Origin of the sequence: Pectobacterium sp. HCp5_1, assembly GCF_032905925.1 — a bacterium.
GTDB classification, from domain to species: domain Bacteria; phylum Pseudomonadota; class Gammaproteobacteria; order Enterobacterales; family Enterobacteriaceae; genus Pectobacterium; species Pectobacterium brasiliense_A.
Window position 1 is genome coordinate 72,898 of the sequence record NZ_JAUMIO010000017.1, and the last position, 21,609, is coordinate 94,506.

General features: G+C 54.1%; 23 protein-coding genes. 14 read left to right on the forward strand and 9 right to left on the reverse strand.

The genetic code is table 11. From position 1 onward, the window contains the following. The first annotated feature begins 6 nt into the window (after window positions 1-6). Window positions 7-1,806, forward strand: coding sequence for an ABC transporter ATP-binding protein (locus Q3A88_RS13220; protein ID WP_317178065.1), 1,800 nt, complete (start codon window positions 7-9; stop codon window positions 1,804-1,806). Window positions 1,807-1,842: 36 nt separating this feature from the next. Here Q3A88_RS13220 and Q3A88_RS13225 read toward each other — a convergent pair whose 3' ends face one another. Both Q3A88_RS13225 and Q3A88_RS13230 read right to left on the reverse strand, forming a co-directional pair. Further along, window positions 1,843-2,142 carry a helix-turn-helix domain-containing protein gene (locus Q3A88_RS13225; RefSeq protein WP_010281167.1) on the reverse strand — a complete coding sequence of 100 codons (300 nt, stop codon included), beginning with the start codon at window positions 2,140-2,142 and terminating at the stop codon, window positions 1,843-1,845. After that, a complete protein-coding gene (locus Q3A88_RS13230; RefSeq protein ID WP_110164060.1) occupies window positions 2,129-2,515 on the reverse strand; it encodes a type II toxin-antitoxin system RelE/ParE family toxin in 387 nt (128 codons plus the stop codon). Before Q3A88_RS13230 ends, Q3A88_RS13225 begins: the two co-directional genes overlap by 14 nt. Window positions 2,516-2,836: 321 nt before the next feature. Here Q3A88_RS13230 and dgoR point away from each other — a divergent pair, with 321 nt between their 5' ends. The 5 genes from dgoR (at window position 2,837) to Q3A88_RS13255 (ending at window position 7,858) form a co-directional block, all read left to right on the forward strand. After that, a complete protein-coding gene (gene dgoR / locus Q3A88_RS13235) occupies window positions 2,837-3,535 on the forward strand; it encodes a D-galactonate utilization transcriptional regulator DgoR (RefSeq protein ID WP_005976717.1) in 699 nt (232 codons plus the stop codon). Next, the gene (locus Q3A88_RS13240; protein ID WP_110164061.1) at window positions 3,532-4,428 is read left to right on the forward strand and encodes a 2-dehydro-3-deoxygalactonokinase; all 897 of its coding nucleotides are present in this window, start codon (window positions 3,532-3,534) and stop codon (window positions 4,426-4,428) included. Before dgoR ends, Q3A88_RS13240 begins: the two co-directional genes overlap by 4 nt. Then, window positions 4,412-5,029 (forward strand): 2-dehydro-3-deoxy-6-phosphogalactonate aldolase, encoded by a 618-nt coding sequence (locus Q3A88_RS13245; RefSeq protein ID WP_010281152.1) that lies wholly within the window; start codon window positions 4,412-4,414, stop codon window positions 5,027-5,029. Before Q3A88_RS13240 ends, Q3A88_RS13245 begins: the two co-directional genes overlap by 17 nt. Continuing rightward, a complete protein-coding gene (gene dgoD, locus Q3A88_RS13250) occupies window positions 5,026-6,174 on the forward strand; it encodes a galactonate dehydratase (protein WP_010281150.1) in 1,149 nt (382 codons plus the stop codon). The genes Q3A88_RS13245 and dgoD overlap by 4 nt, the downstream gene beginning before the upstream one ends. A 394-nt stretch (window positions 6,175-6,568) precedes the next feature. Beyond that, the gene (locus Q3A88_RS13255; RefSeq protein ID WP_205559168.1) at window positions 6,569-7,858 is read left to right on the forward strand and encodes an MFS transporter; all 1,290 of its coding nucleotides are present in this window, start codon (window positions 6,569-6,571) and stop codon (window positions 7,856-7,858) included. 106 nt (window positions 7,859-7,964) lie between these two features. Here Q3A88_RS13255 and bhsA (Q3A88_RS13260) read toward each other — a convergent pair whose 3' ends face one another. From bhsA (Q3A88_RS13260) to Q3A88_RS13280, 5 genes are all read right to left on the reverse strand, one after another. Then, window positions 7,965-8,222: a multiple stress resistance protein BhsA gene (gene bhsA / locus Q3A88_RS13260; protein ID WP_010281146.1), complete on the reverse strand. Its 258-nt coding sequence runs from the start codon at window positions 8,220-8,222 to the stop codon at window positions 7,965-7,967. Between the two features lie 172 nt (window positions 8,223-8,394). Continuing rightward, entirely contained in the window at window positions 8,395-9,195 is an 801-nt protein-coding gene (gene ssuB, locus Q3A88_RS13265; RefSeq protein ID WP_039465564.1) for an aliphatic sulfonates ABC transporter ATP-binding protein, read from the reverse strand. Beyond that, a complete protein-coding gene (gene ssuC / locus Q3A88_RS13270; protein WP_039502474.1) occupies window positions 9,192-9,986 on the reverse strand; it encodes an aliphatic sulfonate ABC transporter permease SsuC in 795 nt (264 codons plus the stop codon). The genes ssuB and ssuC overlap by 4 nt, the downstream gene beginning before the upstream one ends. A 10-nt stretch (window positions 9,987-9,996) precedes the next feature. Then, on the reverse strand, window positions 9,997-11,139 hold the full coding sequence (gene ssuD / locus Q3A88_RS13275; RefSeq protein ID WP_039281463.1) for an FMNH2-dependent alkanesulfonate monooxygenase: 1,143 nt from the start codon (window positions 11,137-11,139) through the stop codon (window positions 9,997-9,999). Between the two features lie 59 nt (window positions 11,140-11,198). Beyond that, on the reverse strand, window positions 11,199-12,221 hold the full coding sequence (locus Q3A88_RS13280; protein ID WP_317178066.1) for a sulfonate ABC transporter substrate-binding protein: 1,023 nt from the start codon (window positions 12,219-12,221) through the stop codon (window positions 11,199-11,201). Window positions 12,222-12,506: 285 nt separating this feature from the next. On the opposite strand from Q3A88_RS13280, the gene Q3A88_RS13285 reads away from it, so the two are divergent. The 4 genes from Q3A88_RS13285 to Q3A88_RS13300 are packed head-to-tail and all read left to right on the forward strand — an operon-like array spanning window position 12,507 to window position 15,705. After that, window positions 12,507-12,710 carry a hypothetical protein gene (locus tag Q3A88_RS13285; protein WP_039502470.1) on the forward strand — a complete coding sequence of 68 codons (204 nt, stop codon included), beginning with the start codon at window positions 12,507-12,509 and terminating at the stop codon, window positions 12,708-12,710. Next, a complete protein-coding gene (locus Q3A88_RS13290; protein ID WP_039320155.1) occupies window positions 12,625-12,948 on the forward strand; it encodes a PTS sugar transporter subunit IIB in 324 nt (107 codons plus the stop codon). Before Q3A88_RS13285 ends, Q3A88_RS13290 begins: the two co-directional genes overlap by 86 nt. Further along, window positions 12,945-14,267 carry a PTS sugar transporter subunit IIC gene (locus Q3A88_RS13295; RefSeq protein ID WP_110164065.1) on the forward strand — a complete coding sequence of 441 codons (1,323 nt, stop codon included), beginning with the start codon at window positions 12,945-12,947 and terminating at the stop codon, window positions 14,265-14,267. The genes Q3A88_RS13290 and Q3A88_RS13295 overlap by 4 nt, the downstream gene beginning before the upstream one ends. Before the next feature lie 25 nt (window positions 14,268-14,292). Next, on the forward strand, window positions 14,293-15,705 hold the full coding sequence (locus Q3A88_RS13300; protein WP_180774053.1) for a glycoside hydrolase family 1 protein: 1,413 nt from the start codon (window positions 14,293-14,295) through the stop codon (window positions 15,703-15,705). A gap of 183 nt (window positions 15,706-15,888) precedes the next feature. On the opposite strand, the gene bhsA (Q3A88_RS13305) is transcribed toward Q3A88_RS13300, so the two are convergent. Beyond that, entirely contained in the window at window positions 15,889-16,146 is a 258-nt protein-coding gene (gene bhsA / locus Q3A88_RS13305) for a multiple stress resistance protein BhsA (protein ID WP_010281124.1), read from the reverse strand. A 236-nt stretch (window positions 16,147-16,382) separates the two neighbouring features. Between bhsA (Q3A88_RS13305) and Q3A88_RS13310 the strand changes: the two genes are divergently transcribed. Beyond that, a complete protein-coding gene (locus tag Q3A88_RS13310) occupies window positions 16,383-17,663 on the forward strand; it encodes a DUF3748 domain-containing protein (RefSeq protein WP_317178067.1) in 1,281 nt (426 codons plus the stop codon). Window positions 17,664-17,698: 35 nt separating this feature from the next. On the opposite strand, the gene Q3A88_RS13315 is transcribed toward Q3A88_RS13310, so the two are convergent. Continuing rightward, a complete protein-coding gene (locus tag Q3A88_RS13315) occupies window positions 17,699-18,055 on the reverse strand; it encodes a YceK/YidQ family lipoprotein (protein WP_014917098.1) in 357 nt (118 codons plus the stop codon). Window positions 18,056-18,322: 267 nt separating this feature from the next. Here Q3A88_RS13315 and ibpA point away from each other — a divergent pair, with 267 nt between their 5' ends. The 3 genes from ibpA to Q3A88_RS13330 all read left to right on the forward strand — a co-directional run bounded on the left by ibpA (window position 18,323) and on the right by Q3A88_RS13330 (window position 21,172). Beyond that, a complete protein-coding gene (gene ibpA / locus Q3A88_RS13320; protein ID WP_014917097.1) occupies window positions 18,323-18,736 on the forward strand; it encodes a small heat shock chaperone IbpA in 414 nt (137 codons plus the stop codon). A 166-nt stretch (window positions 18,737-18,902) separates the two neighbouring features. Next, a complete protein-coding gene (gene ibpB / locus Q3A88_RS13325) occupies window positions 18,903-19,355 on the forward strand; it encodes a small heat shock chaperone IbpB (RefSeq protein WP_110164068.1) in 453 nt (150 codons plus the stop codon). A 158-nt stretch (window positions 19,356-19,513) separates the two neighbouring features. Further along, window positions 19,514-21,172 (forward strand): putative transporter, encoded by a 1,659-nt coding sequence (locus Q3A88_RS13330; protein WP_014917095.1) that lies wholly within the window; start codon window positions 19,514-19,516, stop codon window positions 21,170-21,172. Window positions 21,173-21,609: the final 437 nt, after the last annotated feature.

Consider the following 21,609-nt stretch of genomic DNA (forward strand, 5'->3'; position numbering starts at 1 on the left):
GCACACATGACAGCGCCGATTATGTCCGTTTCGCATTTGACCACTGCCTTTCAGGTGAACGGGGAGTGGATGAACGTGGTGCGGGATTTGTCCTTCACGATTGGCGAGAAAGAAACGGTCGCCGTGGTGGGGGAATCCGGTTCAGGGAAAAGCGTGATGGCGAAATCCATCATGCGCTTACTGCCACCCGGCCAAAGCCGGGTTGAGGGTCAGATTCATTTCGGCGACACCGAGCTGCTGTCGCTCCCTAATAAAGCGATGCAGGACGTGCGCGGGAACCGCATCGGCATGATTTTCCAGGAGCCGATGACCAGCCTGAATCCGGTCTTGCCGATTGGCTACCAGATTACGGAAGTGCTGCGACGCCATCGCGGCATGGGGAAAGCGGAAGCGCGTGCCGAAGCGGTGCGTCTGCTGGAAAAAGTCCGTATTCCGGCGGCTAAATCACGGCTGAACGAATATCCGCAGAGCTTCTCCGGCGGGATGCGCCAGCGCGTGGTGATTGCGATTGCGCTGGCCTGCCATCCGAAGCTGCTGATTGCCGACGAACCGACGACGGCGCTGGACGTTACGATTCAGGCACAAATTCTGACGCTGATAAAAACCCTTCAGGAAGAAGAAGGGATGTCGGTGCTGTTTATTACCCATGACATGGGCGTGGTGGCGGAAGTGTCCGACCGCACGCTGGTGATGTATCAGGGTGAAATGGTGGAAAACGCCGTCACGCGGGAGATCTTTCATCATCCGCAACAGCCCTATACTCGTATGCTGCTGTCTGCGGTGCCGAAATTAGGCTCGATGTCCGGCAGCGAGTGGCCGCAGCGCTTTCCGCTGGTCGATCTCAAAACGGGCGAGCGCCAGCCAGTGCCGGAGGCGGTAAACACCGTGTCGGGAGAGGAACCAGTGCTGACGGTAAAAAACCTGGTTACTCGATTTGATATCCGATCAGGGTTTTTCCGTCGGCTGTCCGGGCGCGTTCACGCGGTGGAGAATGTCTCGTTCGATCTCTGGCCGGGCGAAACGCTCGCGCTGGTCGGGGAATCGGGCTGCGGTAAATCGACCACGGGTCGGTCGATTATTCGTCTCAACGACGCCGTCAGCGGTGACATTCAGCTGCTGGGAAAAAATATCCTGACGGCGGATAAGCGTGAGCTGACGGATTCGCGGCGGCAGATTCAGATGGTATTTCAGGATCCGTATGAAAGCCTGAATCCGCGCATGCGGATAGGGGAAGCCATCGCCGAGCCGATGCTGCTGCACGGTCTGGCGACCCGACAGAATGTAAATGCGCGAGTGAGCGAACTGCTGGAACAGGTGGGATTATCCGGCGATATGGCTTCGCGTTTCCCGCATCAGTTCTCCGGCGGGCAGCGGCAGCGCGTCTGTATTGCCCGTGCGCTGGCGCTGGAGCCGAAAGTGATTATTGCCGATGAATCAGTGTCGGCGCTGGATGTGTCCGTCAAGGCGCAGGTCATCAACCTGATGCTGGATCTCCAGCAGAAGCTGGGGCTGTCATTCCTGTTTATCTCGCACGATATGGCCGTTGTCGAGCGTATTAGCCACCGCGTGGCGGTGATGTATCTCGGTGAAATCGTGGAGATCGGGCCACGTTCGGCGATCTTCGACAATCCGCAGCATGACTATACCCGACGTCTGATTTCCGCGGTGCCCGTGCCGGATCCGGACACCCGCCCGGTGCGCAATATCACCAATGATGAACTGCGCAGTCCGGTACGCGCCCCTGATTTCCATCCTCCCGCACGTCGCTATAAGCAAGTCGGAGAGGGGCATTTCGTTTTGGAGTGAACGAATCGCGCTTACTGAAAATCCAGAACGACTTAATTACAAAGTAAGCGCGATACGCTTACCATCAGGCAAGGTCACATCTAGCGTAAGCTTGCCGCCTAGGGCAGTGACATAGCGTTTCAGCGTTGACAGTTTTGGGTCATTTTCGACCTTCTCCATCTTAACAATAGATGGCTGCTTGACGCCCAGTGCTAACGCAAGCTGAGTCTGCGACATGTTCAGCTCTTCGCGTAATTTCGCTAAAGTGATTTCCTGACGGATCTCAGCCGTGCGCGCTTCAATGCGGGCGCGGCTCTCCGGTGAACGTTTAGCCATCATTTCTTTAAGCGTCGCCATCTTCTTTTACCTCCGGTGATATCAGATGCGATGCAAACTCAGCGTCTGCGATCTTAATCATACGTTCGTAGAACAACTTTTCATCTTCGCCTTTCTTATCTCCCGCACATAAAACAATCGCTTTACGTGTCTGGTCAAACGCGAAGAATGTTCGGAATGGGTGGCCGCCAACCTGAACTCGAAGCTCCTTCATATTTTTGTATTTTGAGCCTTTAATCTGATCAACCTGTGGTCGCCCTAGCTGTGGGCCATCCTCTTCGAGTATAGCGAGGTGTGCCAAAACCTCTTCCTGCACCGTTTCAGTTTGCTCATTAAACCACGTATCGAATAGCGCCCGTGTGACTATTTCCCATGCCAATCTGTAAACCTCCATGTCCTACACGCCGTAAATACATTATAACCCACAGGCTATATTAGCAAGCAATCCTTGTTAGGAATAATGGAGCCGCCTTCCACTTTCGCTCGATCCATTCCCTCTGGATGTTGAAATCTGGTAACGCGTGATGTTGCTAAATTGTATTGATTGTCCGTTTTGTGATCCAGATTGTAGTACAGCATATATAAATGGTACTACAATCAAGCCAAGAAAAGAGGGAAGAATGCGGTTATTGTGCAACAGTTCGACGACGTCAGGCGGCATGGCGGGTAAAGTAAGTGCAGTGATATCAATCCGTTTTGTCTCGTTGAGGTGATGATGAATAAGCAAGAATTAAGCAAAACCGACCGCATCATTCTGGATATTGGCCAACAGATCGTTGGCGGGAAATACGCTCCGGGTACGCCGTTACCCGCAGAAGCTGAGCTGTGTGAAGAATTTCAGACCTCGCGCAACATCATTCGTGAAGTGTTCAGAGCGTTGATGGCGAAAAGGCTGGTGGAAGTGAAACGGTATCGCGGCGCGTTTGTGGCCGCGCGTAACCAGTGGAATTACCTGGATACCGACGTTCTGCAATGGGTTCTGGCAAGCGATTACGACCCACGGCTGATCAGCGCGATGAGCGAAGTACGTAATCTGGTGGAGCCGACGATTGCCCGCTGGGCCGCCGAACGGGCGACCTCAAGCGAGCTGGCAGTGATTGAAGCGGCGCTGAACGACATGATTTCCAATCATCAGAATCGTGACGCATTTAATGAAGCGGATATTCGCTTCCATGAGGCGGTATTGGCGGCGGTGCATAACCCGGTACTACAGCAGTTGAGCGTCGCGATCAGTTCCTTGCAGCGTGCGGTGTTTGAGCGCACCTATATGCCGGACGAAGACAACATGCCACGGACATTGCGTGAGCATCAGGATCTCTACGATGCCATTCGGCATCAGGATATTGAAGCAGCAGAGCGGGCGGCGTTGACCATGATCGCCAGCTCGACCAAACGGTTAAAGGACATTACATGAGTGAAAGCTATATCGCCATTGACTGGGGTTCGACCAACCTGCGGGCGTGGCTGTATCTGGACGGCGTCTGTATCGACAGCGTGAAGTCTGAAGCGGGCGTCACGCGTTTGAACGGTCAGACACCGCAGCAGGTTTTTCAGCAGATCGTTGCGCCGTGGCAGCAGCACAACGTGCCTGTCGTGATGGCGGGCATGATTGGCAGCAATGCAGGCTGGCTTTCCGTGCCGTATCTGTCATGCCCGACTCGCCTGACGGATGTCGCCCATCGCCTGACGCGTGTGGAAGAAGCCCAGCCGCTGGCCGCCTGGATCGTGCCGGGGTTGAGTATTGCGCAGGACGATAACTGCAATGTGATTCGCGGTGAAGAAACCCAGTTGATTGGCGCATATAGCGAATGTCCTTCCTCTCTTTATTTAATGCCGGGAACCCACTCGAAATGGGTGCGAACCGATGACAGCAACGTGCTGGATTTCCGCACGGTGATGACCGGTGAACTGCATCACCTGCTGATGACACAGTCGCTCATTGGCGTGGGGCTGACTGAGCAGCAGCCGTCCTCTGCCGCTTTCCAGCAAGGGCTGGAACTGGGCTTTGCCGACGACAATATCATCCGCTGCCTGTTTGAAACCCGCGCGGCGCATGTGCTGGGGCGTCTGGAGAAAAGTGCCGTGAGCGACTGGTTATCCGGGCTACTGATTGGCAACGAAGTCTCACAAATGCAGCGCCACTATCAGATGGCAGCCGGAGACAGCATCACACTCATCGGCTCCCCTGCGCTGACCGCGCGCTACGAAAAAGCATTACAACAAGCTGGATTGCGCTGGCAGCAGCTGGATGGCGATCGGGCTTTTCAGGCAGGAATAAGGAGCATTGTTAATGAGCTGGAATACTAATCTTCCCTTGATTGCGATTCTGCGCGGTATCACGCCGGACGAGGTGCTGGAACACGTCGCGGCGCTGCTGGATGCCGGATTCGATGCGGTAGAGATCCCGCTGAATTCGCCGAATCCGTATGAAAGTATTCAACTGGCGGTAGAGCATTTTGGCGATCGCGCCCTGATTGGCGCAGGCACAGTACTGAAAGCCGACTATGTCGATAAATTACAGGAAATTGGCAGCAAGTTAGTCGTTACGCCTAACATTTCCCCCGAGGTGATTCGCCGGGCGGTGGGCTACGGCATGATGGTGTGCCCTGGCTGTGCTACTGCGACGGAGGCCTTCACTGCGCTGGATGCGGGTGCGCAATCGCTGAAAATTTTCCCATCATCCGCGTTTGGACCTGACTACATCAAGGCGCTGAAAGCGGTATTGCCAAAAGACGTTCCCGTCTTTGCCGTCGGTGGCGTCACGCCCGAAAACCTGAAGGATTACCTTAGTGCGGGCTGCATCGGTGCCGGGTTAGGCAGCGATCTGTATCGAGCCGGTCAGTCGGTTGACGTCACCGCGCAAAAAGCACATGCATTTGTTAACGCCTATAAGGACGCTGTTCAATGAAAATTACCAAAATCACCACGTACCGGCTGCCGCCACGCTGGATGTTCCTGAAGATTGAAACCGATGAAGGCATTGTCGGCTGGGGCGAGCCGGTTATCGAAGGCCGTGCACGCACCGTTGAAGCCGCCGTTCACGAGCTGTCTGACTATCTGATCGGGCAAGACCCGGCGCGCATCAACGACATCTGGCAGGTGCTTTACCGCGCGGGCTTCTACCGCGGCGGCCCGATTCTGATGAGCGCCATCGCGGGTATCGATCAGGCATTGTGGGACATTAAAGGCAAGGCGCTGGGTGTACCGGTTTATCAGTTACTGGGTGGGCTGGTGCGCGATAAGATAAAAGCGTACAGCTGGGTGGGCGGCGATCGTCCTTCCGAAGTGATCGCAGGCATCAAGAAGCTGACCGACATTGGCTTCGATACCTTCAAGCTGAACGGCTGTGAAGAGATGGGCATCATTGATAATTCGCGCAAAGTGGATGCGGCGGTGGCCGTGGTCGCGGAAATCCGCGAAGCCTTTGGCAACAGCATCGAGTTCGGTCTGGATTTCCACGGTCGTGTGGATGCACCGATGGCGAAAATCCTGATCAAAGAGCTGGAGCCGTACCGTCCGCTGTTTATTGAAGAACCCGTGCTGGCTGAACAGGCGGAATACTATCCTCGTCTGGCGGCGCAAACCCACCTGCCGATTGCGGCGGGCGAGCGGATGTTCTCACGCTTTGATTTCAAACGCGTGCTGGCAGACGGCGGACTGGCCATTATTCAGCCTGACCTGTCTCACGCAGGTGGTATTACCGAGTGCTTTAAAATTGCCGCCATGGCGGAAGCCTATGATGTCGCGCTGGCACCGCACTGTCCATTAGGCCCAATTGCACTGGCTTCCTGTTTGCACCTCGACTTTGTGGCACGTAATGCCGTATTGCAGGAGCAAAGTATGGGCATCCATTATAATAAAGGTGCCGAGCTGTTGGATTATGTTATCAATAAAGAAGACTTTGCTATGACCGACGGCCATTTCTATCCGCTGAATAAGCCTGGCCTCGGTGTAGAAATTAATGAAGAGCTGGTTATTGAACGTAGTAAAAATGCGCCAGACTGGCGTAACCCGGTGTGGCGTTATCCTGATGGTGCTGTCGCCGAGTGGTAATACCCGTCATTCGTGTTGGCTTGCCTGAACTCGAATTATTTTAGGGTATAACGAAAACAATAGGTTAGGTGTTGAATAACCAGTAATACATAACGCATTTCCCCGGCACGACGGAATAGAGCAATCATGGATTATCACGAAATACATTATTTCGTGAGGGATTACTGTTTTATTTTATTAGCGTCGGGGAAATTAATCTTCCATTTATCATGAGTACGCCACCACCGGGATTTTAAAAATAAAACGCCATTATCAATAAAGGAATGTATTGACTGTGCGCGATTATTTATTTCATTAGAAAAAATAAAGTATACCAACTGCTGGTGTTGTTGAACGTTCAAAAATAGCGGGCGATAAATATCGCAGCCCGTTTAATAAATAACAGGAACATAAGATGGATATGACATTAACTACCCGTCCTACAAAACGGCGTTATTTCACCTTGCTGATGATTTTTATTACGGTCGTCATCTGCTATGTGGATCGCGCCAACCTGGCTGTGGCGTCGGCACATATTCAGGAAGAGTTCGGCATTACAAAAACACAAATGGGCTATATCTTTTCCGCGTTTGCCTGGACCTATACGTTATGCCAAATACCCGGCGGCTGGTTCCTTGACCGCGTCGGTTCAAAGGTCACCTATTTTATCGCCATCATGGGGTGGTCGATTGCCACGTTGCTGCAAGGTTTCGCCACGGGTCTGGCGTCGTTGATTGGTTTGCGTGCGGTGACTGGGCTGTTTGAAGCGCCTGCGTTTCCGACGAATAACCGCATGGTGACCAGCTGGTTCCCTGAGCAAGAACGTGCTTCTGCCGTTGGATTCTATACGTCAGGGCAGTTTGTTGGTCTGGCATTCCTCACGCCATTGCTTATCTGGTTGCAGGAAATCCTGAGCTGGCACTGGGTGTTCATTGTCACCGGCGGCGTCGGCATTGTCTGGGCAATTATCTGGCACTTTGTTTATCAGCCACCGAAGAAAAGCAAAGGGATCAATCAGGCTGAGCTGGATTACATTGCCGAAGGCGGTGGTATCGTTGATGGTGATGCCCCGACTGAGAAAAAAGCACGTACGCCATTAACGGCAGCCGACTGGAAACTGGTGTTTAACCGCAAGCTGGTCGGCGTATATATCGGGCAGTTTGCTGTGACCTCTACGCTGTGGTTCTTCCTGACGTGGTTCCCAAACTATCTGACGCAAGAAAAACACATTAGCGCACTGACCGCTGGTTTTATGACGACGGTACCTTTCCTAGCGGCGTTCGTTGGTGTGCTGCTGTCTGGATTTGTAGCGGACCGTCTGGTGCGTAGCGGAAAATCGATCGGTCTGGCGCGTAAAACGCCGATTATCTGTGGCCTCTTGATTTCAACCTGCATCATGGGAGCGAACTACACGAACGATCCGGTATGGATTATGACCCTGATGGCTGTGGCGTTCTTTGGTAATGGCTTTGCCTCCATCACCTGGTCGCTGGTGTCGTCGCTGGCTCCTATTCGTCTGATTGGCCTGACTGGCGGGGTATTCAACTTTGTCGGCGGTCTGGGCGGTATCACAGTGCCATTGATTATCGGCTATCTGGCACAGGATTACGGTTTTGCTCCGGCACTGACCTATATTGCAGGCGTGGCGCTGGTCGGCGCACTGTCTTACATCTTACTGGTGGGTGAAGTGAAGCGTGTAGGCTAACGCTCGTTACTCGCGTGCGATAGGTTCTGGAAAAACCATAAAAAAACGGACTTTCCTCTTGGTTGAGGAAAGTCCGTTTAATTTTTTGACTGTTTATCAGCAGCCATTATTTGTAGATAACGGCGACGCCGCGCAGTTGGTTGTCACCTGTTGCAGACGTGATAGTGAAGGCGCTGGCACCCGCTTTTTCTGCTTTCTGAGCCAGCTGTGCTTGCAGTGAATCCAGGCTACGGGCGGTAGCACTAACGACACCCACTTTTTCCAGGCTCTGCGCCTGTTGTGAAGACACCTGATCGGCAGCGAAAGTACCGAAAGAAAGGGCAGACAGTACGGCAGCAGCGGCGAAGAGTTTTACGTTTTTCATGTGATGTATCCTATTCAATCTTGTTTGGAGTGAAAGGTCATTTCCTTTCGATGAAGAGGATATTACGCCGATGCGGGCAGAAGGGAAAACGGAGTGTTTTGAGAATATCTGTCAATATTTTTGATGTTAAATCTGGCGATACGATGCGCAGTCTCGATCGCCAGAATGAAGGCTATATTGCCGCCTGCTGAGGCAACGGCGGTGAGGTGGGTGCCAGCACACGTTCCAGCACGCGGGCTTCCAGTTCCGCCAGTTTTGCCGATCCACGACGTCGTGGTCGTGGCAAATCAACCATGATGTCCAGTCCTACGCGACCTTCTTCGATCAGAATAACCCGGTCGGCCAGCGCAATAGCTTCGGAGACATCGTGCGTCACCAGCAGTACGGTGAACCCGTGTTGGAGCCACAGATTCTCGATCAGGCTTTGCATCTCGATGCGGGTCAAGGCATCCAGCGCCCCCAGCGGTTCATCCAACAGCAGCAAACGTGGATGGTGAATGAGCGCGCGTGCCAGCGCGACGCGCTGTTTCTGACCACCGGACAGCGCCGCTGGCCAGTCATTCGCGCGATCTGCCAGCCCGACGGAGGCCAGCGCCTCCTGCGCTTTTTCACGCCAATTGCCGCGCAGTCCCAGCCCGACATTATCGATCACCTTTTTCCACGGTAGCAGCCGTGCTTCCTGAAACATCAGTCGTGTGTCGTCTTTCGCGCTGCTGAGCGGCGCGGTGCCGGTTAGCAGTTCGCCGCTGCTGGCCGCTTCCAAACCCGCGAGCAGGCGCAGCAGGGTGCTTTTACCGCAGCCGCTGCGACCGACGATGGCAACAAATTGCCCGGACGGAATGCGCAGTTGCACATCATTCAGTACGGTGCGGTGGCCGTAGTGCTTGGTGATAGCATCCAGCGCCAGCGGCGTCCCCTTGGTGAGCGGCGACGGTGAATGCGCGTGCGTTGCAGAATCGGTAAAAGCGGTCATGATGCGTCCCCCGATGAAGTTTGATAAGCCGGATTCCAGCGCAGCCAAATGCGCTCCAGCCCCTGAGCGCTGATATCGGCCAGCTTGCCGAGCAGCGCGTAAAGAATGATGGCGACCACCACCACGTCCGTTTGCAGGAACTCACGGGCGTTCATGGCGAGGTAGCCGATGCCGGAGTTGGCAGAGATAGTTTCCGCGACGATCAGCGTCAGCCACATAAAGCCCAGCGCAAAACGAATGCCGACCATGATGGACGGCAGCGCGCCGGGCAGCACCACCTGAGAAAACAGGCTCAGGCCGGACAGCCCGTAGCTGCGCGCCATTTCCAGCAGGCCGCGATCGATGTTTTTAATGCCGTGATAAGTGTTGAGATAAACCGGGAACAGCGTGCCCAGCGCCACCAGAAAGATCTTGGCCGCTTCATCAATGCCGAACCATAGAATGACTAGCGGGATCAGCGCCAGATGGGGAACGTTGCGGATCATCTGCACGGAACTGTCCAGCAGACGCTCGCCCCAGCGTGACAGCCCGGTGATAAAGCCAAGCACCAATCCGATGCTGCCGCCGATAGCAAACCCGATCAGAGCGCGCCAGCCGCTGATCGCCAGATGCTGCCACAGTTCGCCGCTAGAGATGAGCGACCAGCCTGCGGTAATCACCGAACTGGGCGCAGGCAGAATCCGGTTGGATAGCCAACCGAACTCGACGGATACCTGCCACGCAACCAGCAGTGTTACGGGGAGCAGGAAAGGTGCAAAGCGCTGTGCCAGTGAAGAGAGCGTTCTTGCCATGATCGATTCCTCAGCTTTGCGAGACTTTACGCGGCACATAGCGGTTAGCAATCAGCTCTCCCGCAGTGTTCACCGTATGCAGCGGCGTAGGTTGCTGCGCCAGATCGAGGTGCGGGAACAGCAATTCACCCACTCGATATGCCTCTTCCAGATGCGGATAGCCGGACAGAATAAAGGTATCAATGCCAAGATCGGCGTATTCCTGAATGCGCTCGGCCACCGTCGGGCCATCGCCAACCAGCGCCGTGCCCGCGCCGCCGCGTACCAGACCAATGCCCGCCCACAGATTCGGGCTGATCTCCAGCTTGTCTTTTTTGCCACCGTGCAGGGCGGCCATGCGCTGCTGACCGACGGAATCGAAACGCGCCAGCGCCGCCTGCGCATCGGCGATGGTTTTTTCATCCAGATGGGAAATCAGCCGATCGGCGGCCTGCCAGGCTTCCTCGGTGGTTTCCCGCACGATGACGTGCAGGCGAATACCGAAGCGAACCTCACGCCCCTGCGCCGCCGCTTTGGCGCGGACTTCCGCCAGCTTTTCTTTAACCTGCTCAGGCGGTTCGCCCCACGTCAGGTAGAGATCGACCTGTTCTGCCGCCAGATTCTGTGCCGCCTCGGAAGAGCCACCAAAGTAGAGTGGCGGACGCGGCTGCTGCACGGGCGGGTAAAGCAGTTTGGCGTCTTTAACCTGAATGTGTTTCCCTGCGAAATCGACGGTTTCACCTTCCAGCAGCCTGCGCCAGATGTGGGTGAATTCCGCCGAGGCTTCGTAGCGCTCTTCGTGGCTGAGGAACAGCCCTTCGGCGGCTAATTCTTCCGGGTCACCGCCGGTCACCAGATTGAACAGCGCGCGTCCGTTAGACAGCCTGTCCAGCGTGGCGGCCTGACGTGCGGCGATGGTGGGGGAAATCACGCCGGGACGCAGGGCAACGAGAAACTTCAGCCGCTGCGTCACCGGAATGAGTGATGCCGCAACCAGCCAGGAATCCTCGCAGGAGCGGCCTGTCGGCAGCAGCACACCGCCAAATCCTTGCCGCTCGGCGGCTTGCGCCACCTGTTGCAGATAGCTGTGGTCAACATGACGTGCGCCCTCGGTGCTACCAAGATAGCGACCGTCTCCGTGGGTGGGCAGAAACCAGAATACGTTAAGACTCATGGTGTGAACTCCTTGAACAGTCTTGTTTGGGGTAAACAAAAGGGGGTGTGACAGGCAAATTAGTTCGCCTGAGGACGCCAGACGCGCTCTGCGATATTGACCTTCACCGGCACCAGACGATTTTCATAAAACAGGTCGGCCGTGGATTGCTGGGCCTTGATCGTGGCGGCATCCAGCGGTTCGACGGTAGTCGGTGGACGGTGGTCGAGCGCCGTTTCAATCACTTTTTCCGGCAGCCCTACCGCGTTTGCCAGCAGCGTGACGCTTTGCGCCCGGTCGCTGATTGTTAAGGCATCCGCTTTGGTTAGCACGTCCAGTACCTGACGAATAAAGGTGCCGTGCGCCTCGGCGTAAGGGCGGCCAGCCAGATAGAAGGAACCGGTTTTCTCCAGCCCGCTGCTGTCGATCAGCACGCGAACGCCGCCTTCCAGCAGCGCGGCGGAATAGTAGGGATCCCAGATTGCCCAGGCATCGACGTTGCCTTGCTGGAAGGCCGCGCGGGCGTCAGCCGGGGTCAGGTAGGTCAGTTTGATATCGGTGAATTTCAGCCCGTCGCGTTGCAGTGCTCGCAACAGCGTATTGTGCGCGCTGGAGCCTTTCTGGAAGGCGACTTTGCGGCCTTTTAAGTCAGCAACGGTCTTCACCGGGCTGTCTTCCCGCACCAGAATCACTTCGGCCTGGGGCTTCGGCGGTTCCACGCCGACATACAGCAGGTCAGCACCAGCGGCCTGCGCAAAAATAGGGGGGATATCACCGGTGCCACCCAGATCGATGCTGCCCACATTGAGCGCTTCCAGCATCTGCGGGCCGGCGGGGAATTCAACCCAACTGATTTTGGTGTTGGGGAACTGTTTTTCCAGCAACTGGTGTGATTTTGCCAGCACCAGACTGACCGAACCTTTCTGATAGCCGACGCGCAGCTGCGTTGGCACGTTGTCCTGTGCATCGGCGGCGGATACGAGCAGCAGGGCGCTGGCGGCCAGAATAGCGGGGAGCCGGCGTAGCCGCGCTGTCAGGTTGCTCCACAATAGCGCGTTTTCTCCACGTCCTTCCGTGACCGATTTTTTCATCATCAATGACATGCTTATGACCCCTCCCTTATAACTAAAAATTAAAATACAGCGAGAAAATGCAACATCAGGTGATAAACATAGCAGGGGGAGGACGGGCTTTTTAAATCTCAATTTGTCGTTTTTATAGTCAAAAGTAGAAAATGCCTGAAATCAGCACACTTAGCGTAATAAGCGCGGCAATAGTGAGTTTTACCCGTCCTTCACGTCTGAAACACGTTTTCCATGACCTGCCTCACATTGTTTCCCGCAATGTCTATCATTTCGTGAACCTATTCTCATATATTGTTTTTTTTCATGGAAAACGGTTTCCGTTGTGTTTCCATGATGGTGTTTCCAATGGACGTGTTTATTCACGATGCTTTTATTGATGACGTTTTTTTATTCGTAACGTACGTACGACGGGGTATTGAAAATGAAAAGGATCATGCTTTGTTGTTCCGCTGGGATGTCTACCAGCCTTTTGATGAGAAAGATGAAGGAGGCGGCCAGCGCACGTAGTCTGGACGTCGAGATTGCCGCCTACGCCGCTCATGAATTTGATGAGCAGGTCGGGAAATATGACGTTGTGCTGCTGGGGCCACAGGTGAAATATATGCTGGCGTCCTTTCAGGAGAAAGCCGAGGGAAAAGGCGTGCCCGTGGCAGCGATAGACATGATGGATTACGGTATGCAGCGCGGTGACAACGTGCTGGATTTTGCTTTTTCACTGATCGAAAAATCAGGACAACCGCTATGAGTGGCCTCTATCAGTCGATGGTTAATATCATCGAGCAAAAAATTACCCCGCTGGCGGGTGTGGTGGGACAACAGCGCCACATCATCGCGATTCGTGATGGGTTTATCGCCGCGCTACCTTTTATGATCATCGGTTCATTTATGCTGGTGTTCATCTTTCCGCCGTTTGCGCCGGATACTACGCTGGGATTTGCCCGCGCGTGGCTCGATTTCTCCGTTGCCTACCGTGAACAACTGATGCTGCCGTACTACCTCAGTATGGGGGTCATGACCTTCTTTATCTCGGTGGGGATTGGGGCCAGCCTTGGCAAGCACTACAAGCTGGATCCGATCATGACTGGTCTGCTGGCGCTGATGGCATTCTTGCTGGTGGCTGCGCCTTATCAGGATAAGCAAATTTCCACCCAGTACTTCTCTGGGGAAGGGATCTTTACCGCGATTCTGACCGCGATTTATGCGGGTGAAGTGTATGCCTGGCTGAAGAAACGCAACATTACGATTCGCCTGCCGAAAGAGGTGCCGACCGGCGTGGCGCGTTCGTTTGAAATTCTTATTCCCGTGCTGGTCATCGTCGCGACGCTGCATCCGTTTAACCTATTCATCCAGTCTGCGACCGGCATGATTATCCCGGAAGCCATCATGCACCTGCTGGCACCGCTGATTTCGGCGTCGGATTCGCTGCCTGCGATTCTGATTTCGGTATTTATTTGCCAGATTCTGTGGTTTGCCGGGATTCACGGCGCGCTGATCGTCACCGGGATTATGAACCCGTTCTGGATGACCAACCTGGCGCTGAATCAGGCTGCGCTTTCGGCCGGTGCGCCGCTGCCGCATATTTATTTGCAGGGATTCTGGGATCACTATCTGCTGATCGGTGGGGTCGGTTCCACGTTGCCGCTGGCCTTTTTGTTACTGCGTAGCCGAGCCGTTCATCTGCGTACGATTGGGCGCATGGGTGTGGTGCCGAGCTTCTTCAACATCAACGAACCGATTCTATTTGGTGCGCCGATCATCATGAATCCGCTGCTGTTCCTGCCGTTTATTTTCGTGCCGATGGTTAATGCCGTCATTGCCTATACGGCGACGAAGCTCGGCTGGATAGCGCAGGTCGTTTCCCTGACGCCGTGGACGACGCCTGCGCCGATTGGGGCATCATGGGCGGCGAACTGGGCGTTCAGCCCGGTGATCATGTGTCTGCTCTGCATGGTGATGTCGGCCGCGATGTATTACCCGTTCCTGAAAGTCTATGAGCGCACGCTGCTTAAACAGGAGCAGGAGAAACAACAGCAGGCCACGGGCGAAGCCAGCGCCAGCGCATAAACACGAGTGAAGCAGAGAGGAACGTATGCACGATCATCTTCAGAACGATTTTCGCTTTCCCGCGAATTTTTGGTGGGGTAGCGCCAGTTCGGCACCGCAAACGGAAGGCGAAAGCCTCAACTATGGTAAAAGCGCCACCGTGTGGGACGAATGGTTTGCCACGCAGCCCGGTCGTTTTCACCAGCAGGTTGGGCCGGCAGAGACTTCCACGTTTTATCAGCACTGGCGTGAAGATATCGCGCTGCTGAAGACGCTGAATCACAACACGTTCCGAACGTCGATCTCGTGGGCGCGGCTGATTCCCGATGGCGTCGGTGAACCGAATCCGCAGGCAGTCGCGTTTTATAATCAGGTCATTGACGAAATGCTGGCGCAGGGCATCACGCCGTTTATCAACCTGTTCCATTTTGATATGCCGATGGTGATGCAGCGGCTGGGCGGCTGGGAAAATCGGGCGGTGGTCGTGGCCTATGCGGGCTATGCGGCGACCTGCTTCCGCCTGTTTGGCGACAGGGTAAAACACTGGTTTACGTTTAATGAGCCGGTGGTGCCAGTGGAAGGCGGGTATCTGTATGATTTCCACTACCCGAACGTGGTGGATTTCAAGCGTGCTGCGACGGTGGCATACCACACGATGCTGGCGCATTCGCTGGCGGTGAGGGCATATCGCGAGCAGTCTCAGGGCGGGGAAATTGGCATTATCCTCAATCTGACGCCTTCCTACCCGCGTTCCCAGCATCCGGCCGATGTTAAAGCCGCCAACATCGCCGATCTGATGTTTAACCGCAGCTTCCTCGATCCCGCATTGAGGGGCGAATACCCGCAGGAACTGGTCGATCTGCTGCATCGATACGGCCAACTGCCGCATTGCCAGCCTGACGATCGTGCGCTGCTGGCCGATGGGATTGTCGATCTGCTGGGGATTAACTATTACCAGCCGCGCCGTATTCAGTGCCGCGACAGTCTGGTTAACCCTGATAGTCCGTTTATGCCTGAGTGGTTCTTCTCCAGCTATGAAATGCCAGGGCGAAAAATGAATCCCTATCGCGGCTGGGAAATTTACGAACCGGGCATCTATGACATTCTGACCAACCTGCGAGTGAATTACGGCAATCCGCGCTGCTTCATTTCGGAAAACGGTATGGGCGTTGAGAACGAACAGCGTTTCGACGCCAACGGCCAGATTCAGGATGATTACCGCATCGATTTTGTCCGCGAACACCTGAAGTATGTACACAAAGGCATCGCGGAAGGCAGCAACTGTCTCGGCTACCATATGTGGACGTTTATCGATAACTGGTCGTGGTCGAATGCCTACAAAAATCGCTATGGCTTTGTGCAGCTGGATTTGGCGACGCAAAAACGCACGGTGAAGAAAAGCGGAGAATGGTTTGCGGCGACAGCGGCCGAGAATGGTTTTCAAGGTTCAACGTTGTAAGTCTATCCACGTCGGTGTGGCACTCTGCCACACCACATTCACCGCCCTTCTTGCTTTCCCACGAACCCCTTTCGCATAAATAAAAAAACCGGCTTGCCCTGATGAGGAGGCAAGCCGGAAAGAGGGTAATACGTGATGCTTACAGGATGGCTAACTGGGATAAAAACTCAGGGTAAACAACGATTAGTTGAAGATTACCGCAGAGCCACGCAGCTGATCGTTACCGGTCGCAGACGTGATGGTATAAGCTTTAGCGCCTGCTTTTTCTGCTTTCGCCGCGAGCTGAGCCTGTAGTGAGCTGAGGTCTTGAGCGGTAGCGGTAACGACGCCCGCTTTTTCCAGATTTTGGGCCTGTGCAGGAGATACGTATTCAGCAGCAGAAGCACCGAAAGTCATGGTAGCGAGAACAACAGCAGCGGCGATGGTTTTTACGTTTTTCATGGTGTCTTATCCTTTTCTGATTTGATAGGTGAAAGGGGGCTGCCCTTTCGATATGAAGAATGTTACGCCGATGCTAATAAATTAAAAAACGGATGTTATTGAGGTAGTCTTTCTATTTTTTTGAATGACATTTATAGATGTTGTTTGTTTTTTTTAAATTAAAAACAATAAGTTATACATAAAACTGAAATTTATTTACAAAAAATTGACTGATATTGAATAAGTGGGGTGATGTCTTGTCTGTTGAGGTTCAACTAACGTTTAATGCTGCTAGTCATCAACTTACCAATATTAATTGCTGGTCATGTGATGGGAATTGGCTGGTTTATGACATAAGACCCTATGGATCTTCATTCACAGGGCTGACCATTGAGCGCATACACCTGAAAAGCCGGGAAACCGAGGTGATTTATCGGGCGACGGCGGGGGCGCACGTGGGCGTGGTGACCTGTAGCCCGCAGGAACCGCTGCGCTATGTCTTTATCCACGGGCCAGAAAACCCAGATGGCGAGTGGCAGTATGATTTTCACCATCGGCGTGGAACGATAGTGGCGGATCGCCAGCGCGATGAGGCCATCACGCTCGATGCTTTCTCCATTACGCCGCCTTATCAGGCCGGTGCGCTGCGCGGCGGTACGCATGTCCATGTCTTCAGCCCGGATGCCAGCCGCCTGAGCTTTACCTATAACGACCATGTGCTGCATGAGCGCGATCCGGCATTGAACTTGCGCAATGTGGGCGTAGCCGTGCCGCTACAGGCCGTCACCGTTGAAAAACATCATCCGCGTGAATATGACGGTAGCCACTATTGTGTGTTGGTTAGCAGAACGACGCCGCAGCCGCAGCCCGGCAGCGATGAGATCAATCGCGCCTATGAAGAAGGTTGGGTAGGAGCGGCGGGCTATATCAGACAGGATGGTTCGCGGCAGCGCTGGGCGCTGGCGTTTATCGGTGATACGCGTGCGGCGGACGGGGCAACGGTGCCTGAGATTTTTATCGTCGACTTGCCGGATGCGCTGGAAGAGTACGCCAAAGCGGGCGATGCGCCACTGACTGGGACGGCAATCTCAATGCCTGCGCCGCCAGCGGGGGTGCAGCAGCGGCGTTTAACGTTTACGCACTCGCGTCGTTATCCTGGTCTGGTGAACCAGCCGCGCCACTGGCTGCGAGCCTCGCCCGACGGCAGTGAGATTGCTTTCCTGATGCGGGATGAGGCAGGCGTGGTGCAGCTGTGGACGCTTTCCCCGAACGGCGGTGAGCCAAGACAGGTAACGTGCACGGAACACGGCGTACAGTCGGCCTTTAACTGGCACCCGGATGGACGTTCTCTGGCGTTTGTGTCTGACAACAGCATCATGCTGTGTGAGGCGAAAAGCGGTGAGCTTGTTCGGTTAACGGCGCGGACAGACAGCGCACCGAGTGCAGATGCCGTGGTCTTTTCCCCTGATGGGAAACACGTTGCGTATATGCGAGAAATTGACGGCTTTAATCAGCTTTTTGTTGTGGCGACGGCATAACCTGCACGCGCTGATTCAAGGTGAATGCAGGGCTATCAAAGCTGATTATGAGGCATGGTGGCGAGCTGTGAGCTGGCGGTCTGGTTTTGCTCTTCGCTGTGTGAAATGCGTTCGCGCGTCGACAGTTTGTTCTTATCGCTGCCTGCACGATAGTAGTCGTAGGGCAGCAGTAGGGTGTCGGCTACTGCCGAGAACGGCAGGTCGATAGCGACCAGCGGCATCATCGCCCAACTGGTGTCGTCGTCGCGCAGCATATCCACACCGGCGCGCGTGCCGGAATAGTATCCCTGATCGCCTCCGGTATGCGTCATCACGCTGGAGCAACCGCTGGTTGCCACAGCGCCGCTGCCGGTGATGATGAAAGAGAACAACGCACTTTTCAGTAAGGTCATATTATCTGTCCATTAAGAACCTGCTGCCAGAGTGGGTTCCAGAGCCTGCCTATCTTGAGTGTATGTGATAACGCTCGCAGTGTGAGTGAATATTGCATGAAACCCAGCGATTTTTCCTTTTTGCCTCTTGAAAGTCTGAGGGGGGTCACCATATTGATAATAAGCCGGAAGAAAACGATACGCCGTCAGGGTATCTGTCCCGGCTGTGAGCCTGTCCCTAGGGAAGGTAAAAAATAAATCCTCGCTGCATGTTTAGGAGGCTGTTTTATGCGTAACCCCGATTTTTCCCCACTGTACCGTTCCGCTATTGGTTTTGATCGCCTGTTTAATCTCTTAGAAACCGGGCAGACCCAGAGTAACGGCGGCTACCCTCCCTACAACGTCGAACTGGTTGACGAGAACCAATACCGCATTGCGATTGCCGTAGCTGGCTTCGCGGAGCAGGAACTGGACATCACCGCGCACGACAACGTATTGATTGTAAAAGGTGCCCACGCCGGTGAACAGGTGGCTCGTAACTACCTGTATCAGGGGATTGCCGAGCGCAACTTCGAGCGTAAATTCCAGCTGGCCGAACATATTCAGGTAAAAGGTGCCAATCTGGAAAACGGGCTGCTGTACGTCGATCTTGAACGTATCGTGCCGGAAGCGATGAAGCCGCGTCGGATTGAAATCAAGTAAACCAACATCACGTTATTTGCACGAATCGCGCATTGCCTGAAACGGCAGTGCGGTGAATGAATGCTTCGTCTGCCGAATGGGGACGACGCCAGCTGTAGAACTGTGGCTGGCATAGGGTATGCCCGTATGGGCACCATTAATCTCGCTTCTTAGAAGGAGTCATATTATGCGTAACTACGATTTATCACCTTTACTGCGTCAGTGGATCGGTTTTGACAAATTAGCCAGCTCAATGCAGGGCGGTCAGGAACCGATTGATTTTCCTCCGTATAATATCGAGAAGAAAGACGACAACCACTATCGCATCACGCTCGCGCTGGCAGGGTTCCGGCAGAGCGATCTGGACATTGAAGTAGAAGGCCCGCGCCTGACCGTGAAAGGCAGCCCGGCACCGTCCCAGAAAGCCGTGGAATATCTGCATCAGGGGCTGGTGTTTAAGCCTTTCACGCTGAGCTTTACGCTGGCCGAGCATCTGCATGTGTCCGAGGCTCACTTTGAAAATGGCCTGCTGCATATCGATCTGGTACGTGACGTGCCGGAAGCCTTGCAGCCTCAGCGTATCGCCATCAATAGTGACCGTCCGGCATTGAACCAGCAGCCTGCTGAAGATGCCTCATAACGCGATATCCGCATTATTTGTTTGATGATTTCCCGCGCTCGTATCATTACGGGCGCGGTTTTGTGTTGCCCGCCACGTTTCCCTCCCCGGCATTCTGCCAGAATCACAATTTGCAGCAGTGGTATTTCCCAATAAAAACGTCCGCAAAGGATACGGGTATGAGTGATATCGCACTTACCGTGAGTATGCTGGCGCTGGTCGCGGTTCTGGGGTTATGGATCGGCAACTGGCGGATTTATGGCGTCGGTTTAGGGATTGGCGGGGTCCTGTTCGGTGGGATCATCGTCGGGCATGTTGCCCATCAGTACCAGATTCAACTGAATGATGACATGTTGCACGTCATTCAGGAGTTCGGACTGATCTTGTTTGTCTATACCATTGGCATTCAGGTCGGGCCGGGTTTCTTTTCCTCTCTGCGGGTATCTGGCCTGCGCCTCAATGCGTTTGCTTTGCTGACGGTGTTCCTCGGCTGCGTGGTGACCGTCCTGCTGCACAAACTGCTTAATATTCCTTTGCCGATTATCCTCGGTATTTTCTCCGGTGCGGTGACCAACACGCCGTCGCTGGGTGCGGGTCAGCAGATTCTGACCGATCTCGGGTCGAGTTCCGCATTGGTGAACCAGATGGGGACGGGCTACGCAATGGCCTATCCGCTGGGGATCTGCGGCATTTTGCTGGTGATGTGGCTGATGCGCGTTCTGTTCCGTGTCGCGGTGGAGAACGAGGCTAAGCAGTTTGAAGTCAGCAACGGTCTGCATCACGAGCAACTGCACACGATGAATGTGTCGGTGACGAATAGCAATCTGCAAGGGCTGGCAATTCAGGCTGTGCCGATTCTGAACCGCGACACCATCGTCTGCTCCCGCCTGAAACGCGGTGATGAACTGATGGTGCCGTCGCCGCAGACGCTTATCCAACTGGGCGATTATCTGCATCTGGTTGGGGCGAAAAACGATCTGGAGCAGGCGCGTCTGGTCATCGGTAATGAAGTGGAGGCATCGCTCTCAACGCGTGGCACGGATCTGCACGTTGAGCGCGTGGTGGTGACGAATGAGAAGGTGCTGGGACGCAAGATTCGCGAACTCAATCTGAAGCAAAACTACGATGTTGTGATTTCGCGCCTGAACCGTGCGGGCGTCGAGCTGGTTGCCAGCAATCAGGCCAGCCTGCAATTTGGCGATATTCTGAATCTGGTCGGGCGAAAAGCGGCGATCGATGCCGTCGCGGATATCGTGGGAAACGCGCAGCAAAAACTCCAGCAGGTGCAGATGCTGCCCGTCTTTATCGGTATTGGGCTGGGTGTACTGCTGGGCTCGGTACCGCTAATGATTCCCGGCTTTCCCGTCGCGCTACGGCTCGGGCTGGCAGGCGGTCCGCTGGTGGTGGCGCTGGTGCTAGGGCGCATCGGCGGGATCGGTAAACTTCACTGGTTTATGCCGCCCAGTGCAAACCTGGCGCTGCGCGAACTCGGCATTGTGCTGTTCTTATCGGTCGTAGGGCTGAAATCTGGCGGCGACTTCGTCGATACGTTATTGAACGGCGATGGGGTGTGGTGGATTGGCTATGGCGCGTTGATTACGATTGTGCCGCTGCTGCTTGTCGGCGTACTGGCGCGGACGTTGGGTAAGATGAACTACCTGACGCTGTGCGGCATGTTGGCGGGCTCCATGACCGATCCGCCTGCGCTGGCGTTTGCCAATGGGCTACACCCGACCAGCGGTGCGGCGGCGCTGTCTTATGCGACGGTTTATCCGCTGGCGATGTTTCTGCGCATTATGTCGCCGCAGCTGTTAGCCGTACTTTTTCTTACCCTCTAAATGTTATCAGCTGGATAAAAAATAATATTTTCTCGCCGAATAATGGCGATTTATTTCTTTATTTTTTAATAGAGGAATACCTGAGTGAATAAATAAGGAATGGATAACTTACTGTCTGGAAAAGAATTATATTACCACTGTTAGATATAAGGTTTTTTTATCATTGCGTTGTCGTTAACTTCGTTAATTTTATGTTCTTTAAATGTCAATTATTATTGAATTTTAAGGGTTTTTTATCAGGAAATTAAAACCACGATGGTTTCTTAAATAAATTAATGAACCACTTTAGTAACTAAAGTTACGCTATTTTATAGGCGCATTATAATACTATCTCTTCATTAATCACTTGATTTGATAAGACGAGAGAAGCACCCTGAACCCTTGTTTTCTCGTCTTTTTTTTTCCGCAGATGATTCCTGTTGCGTTGTTTTCAGCAG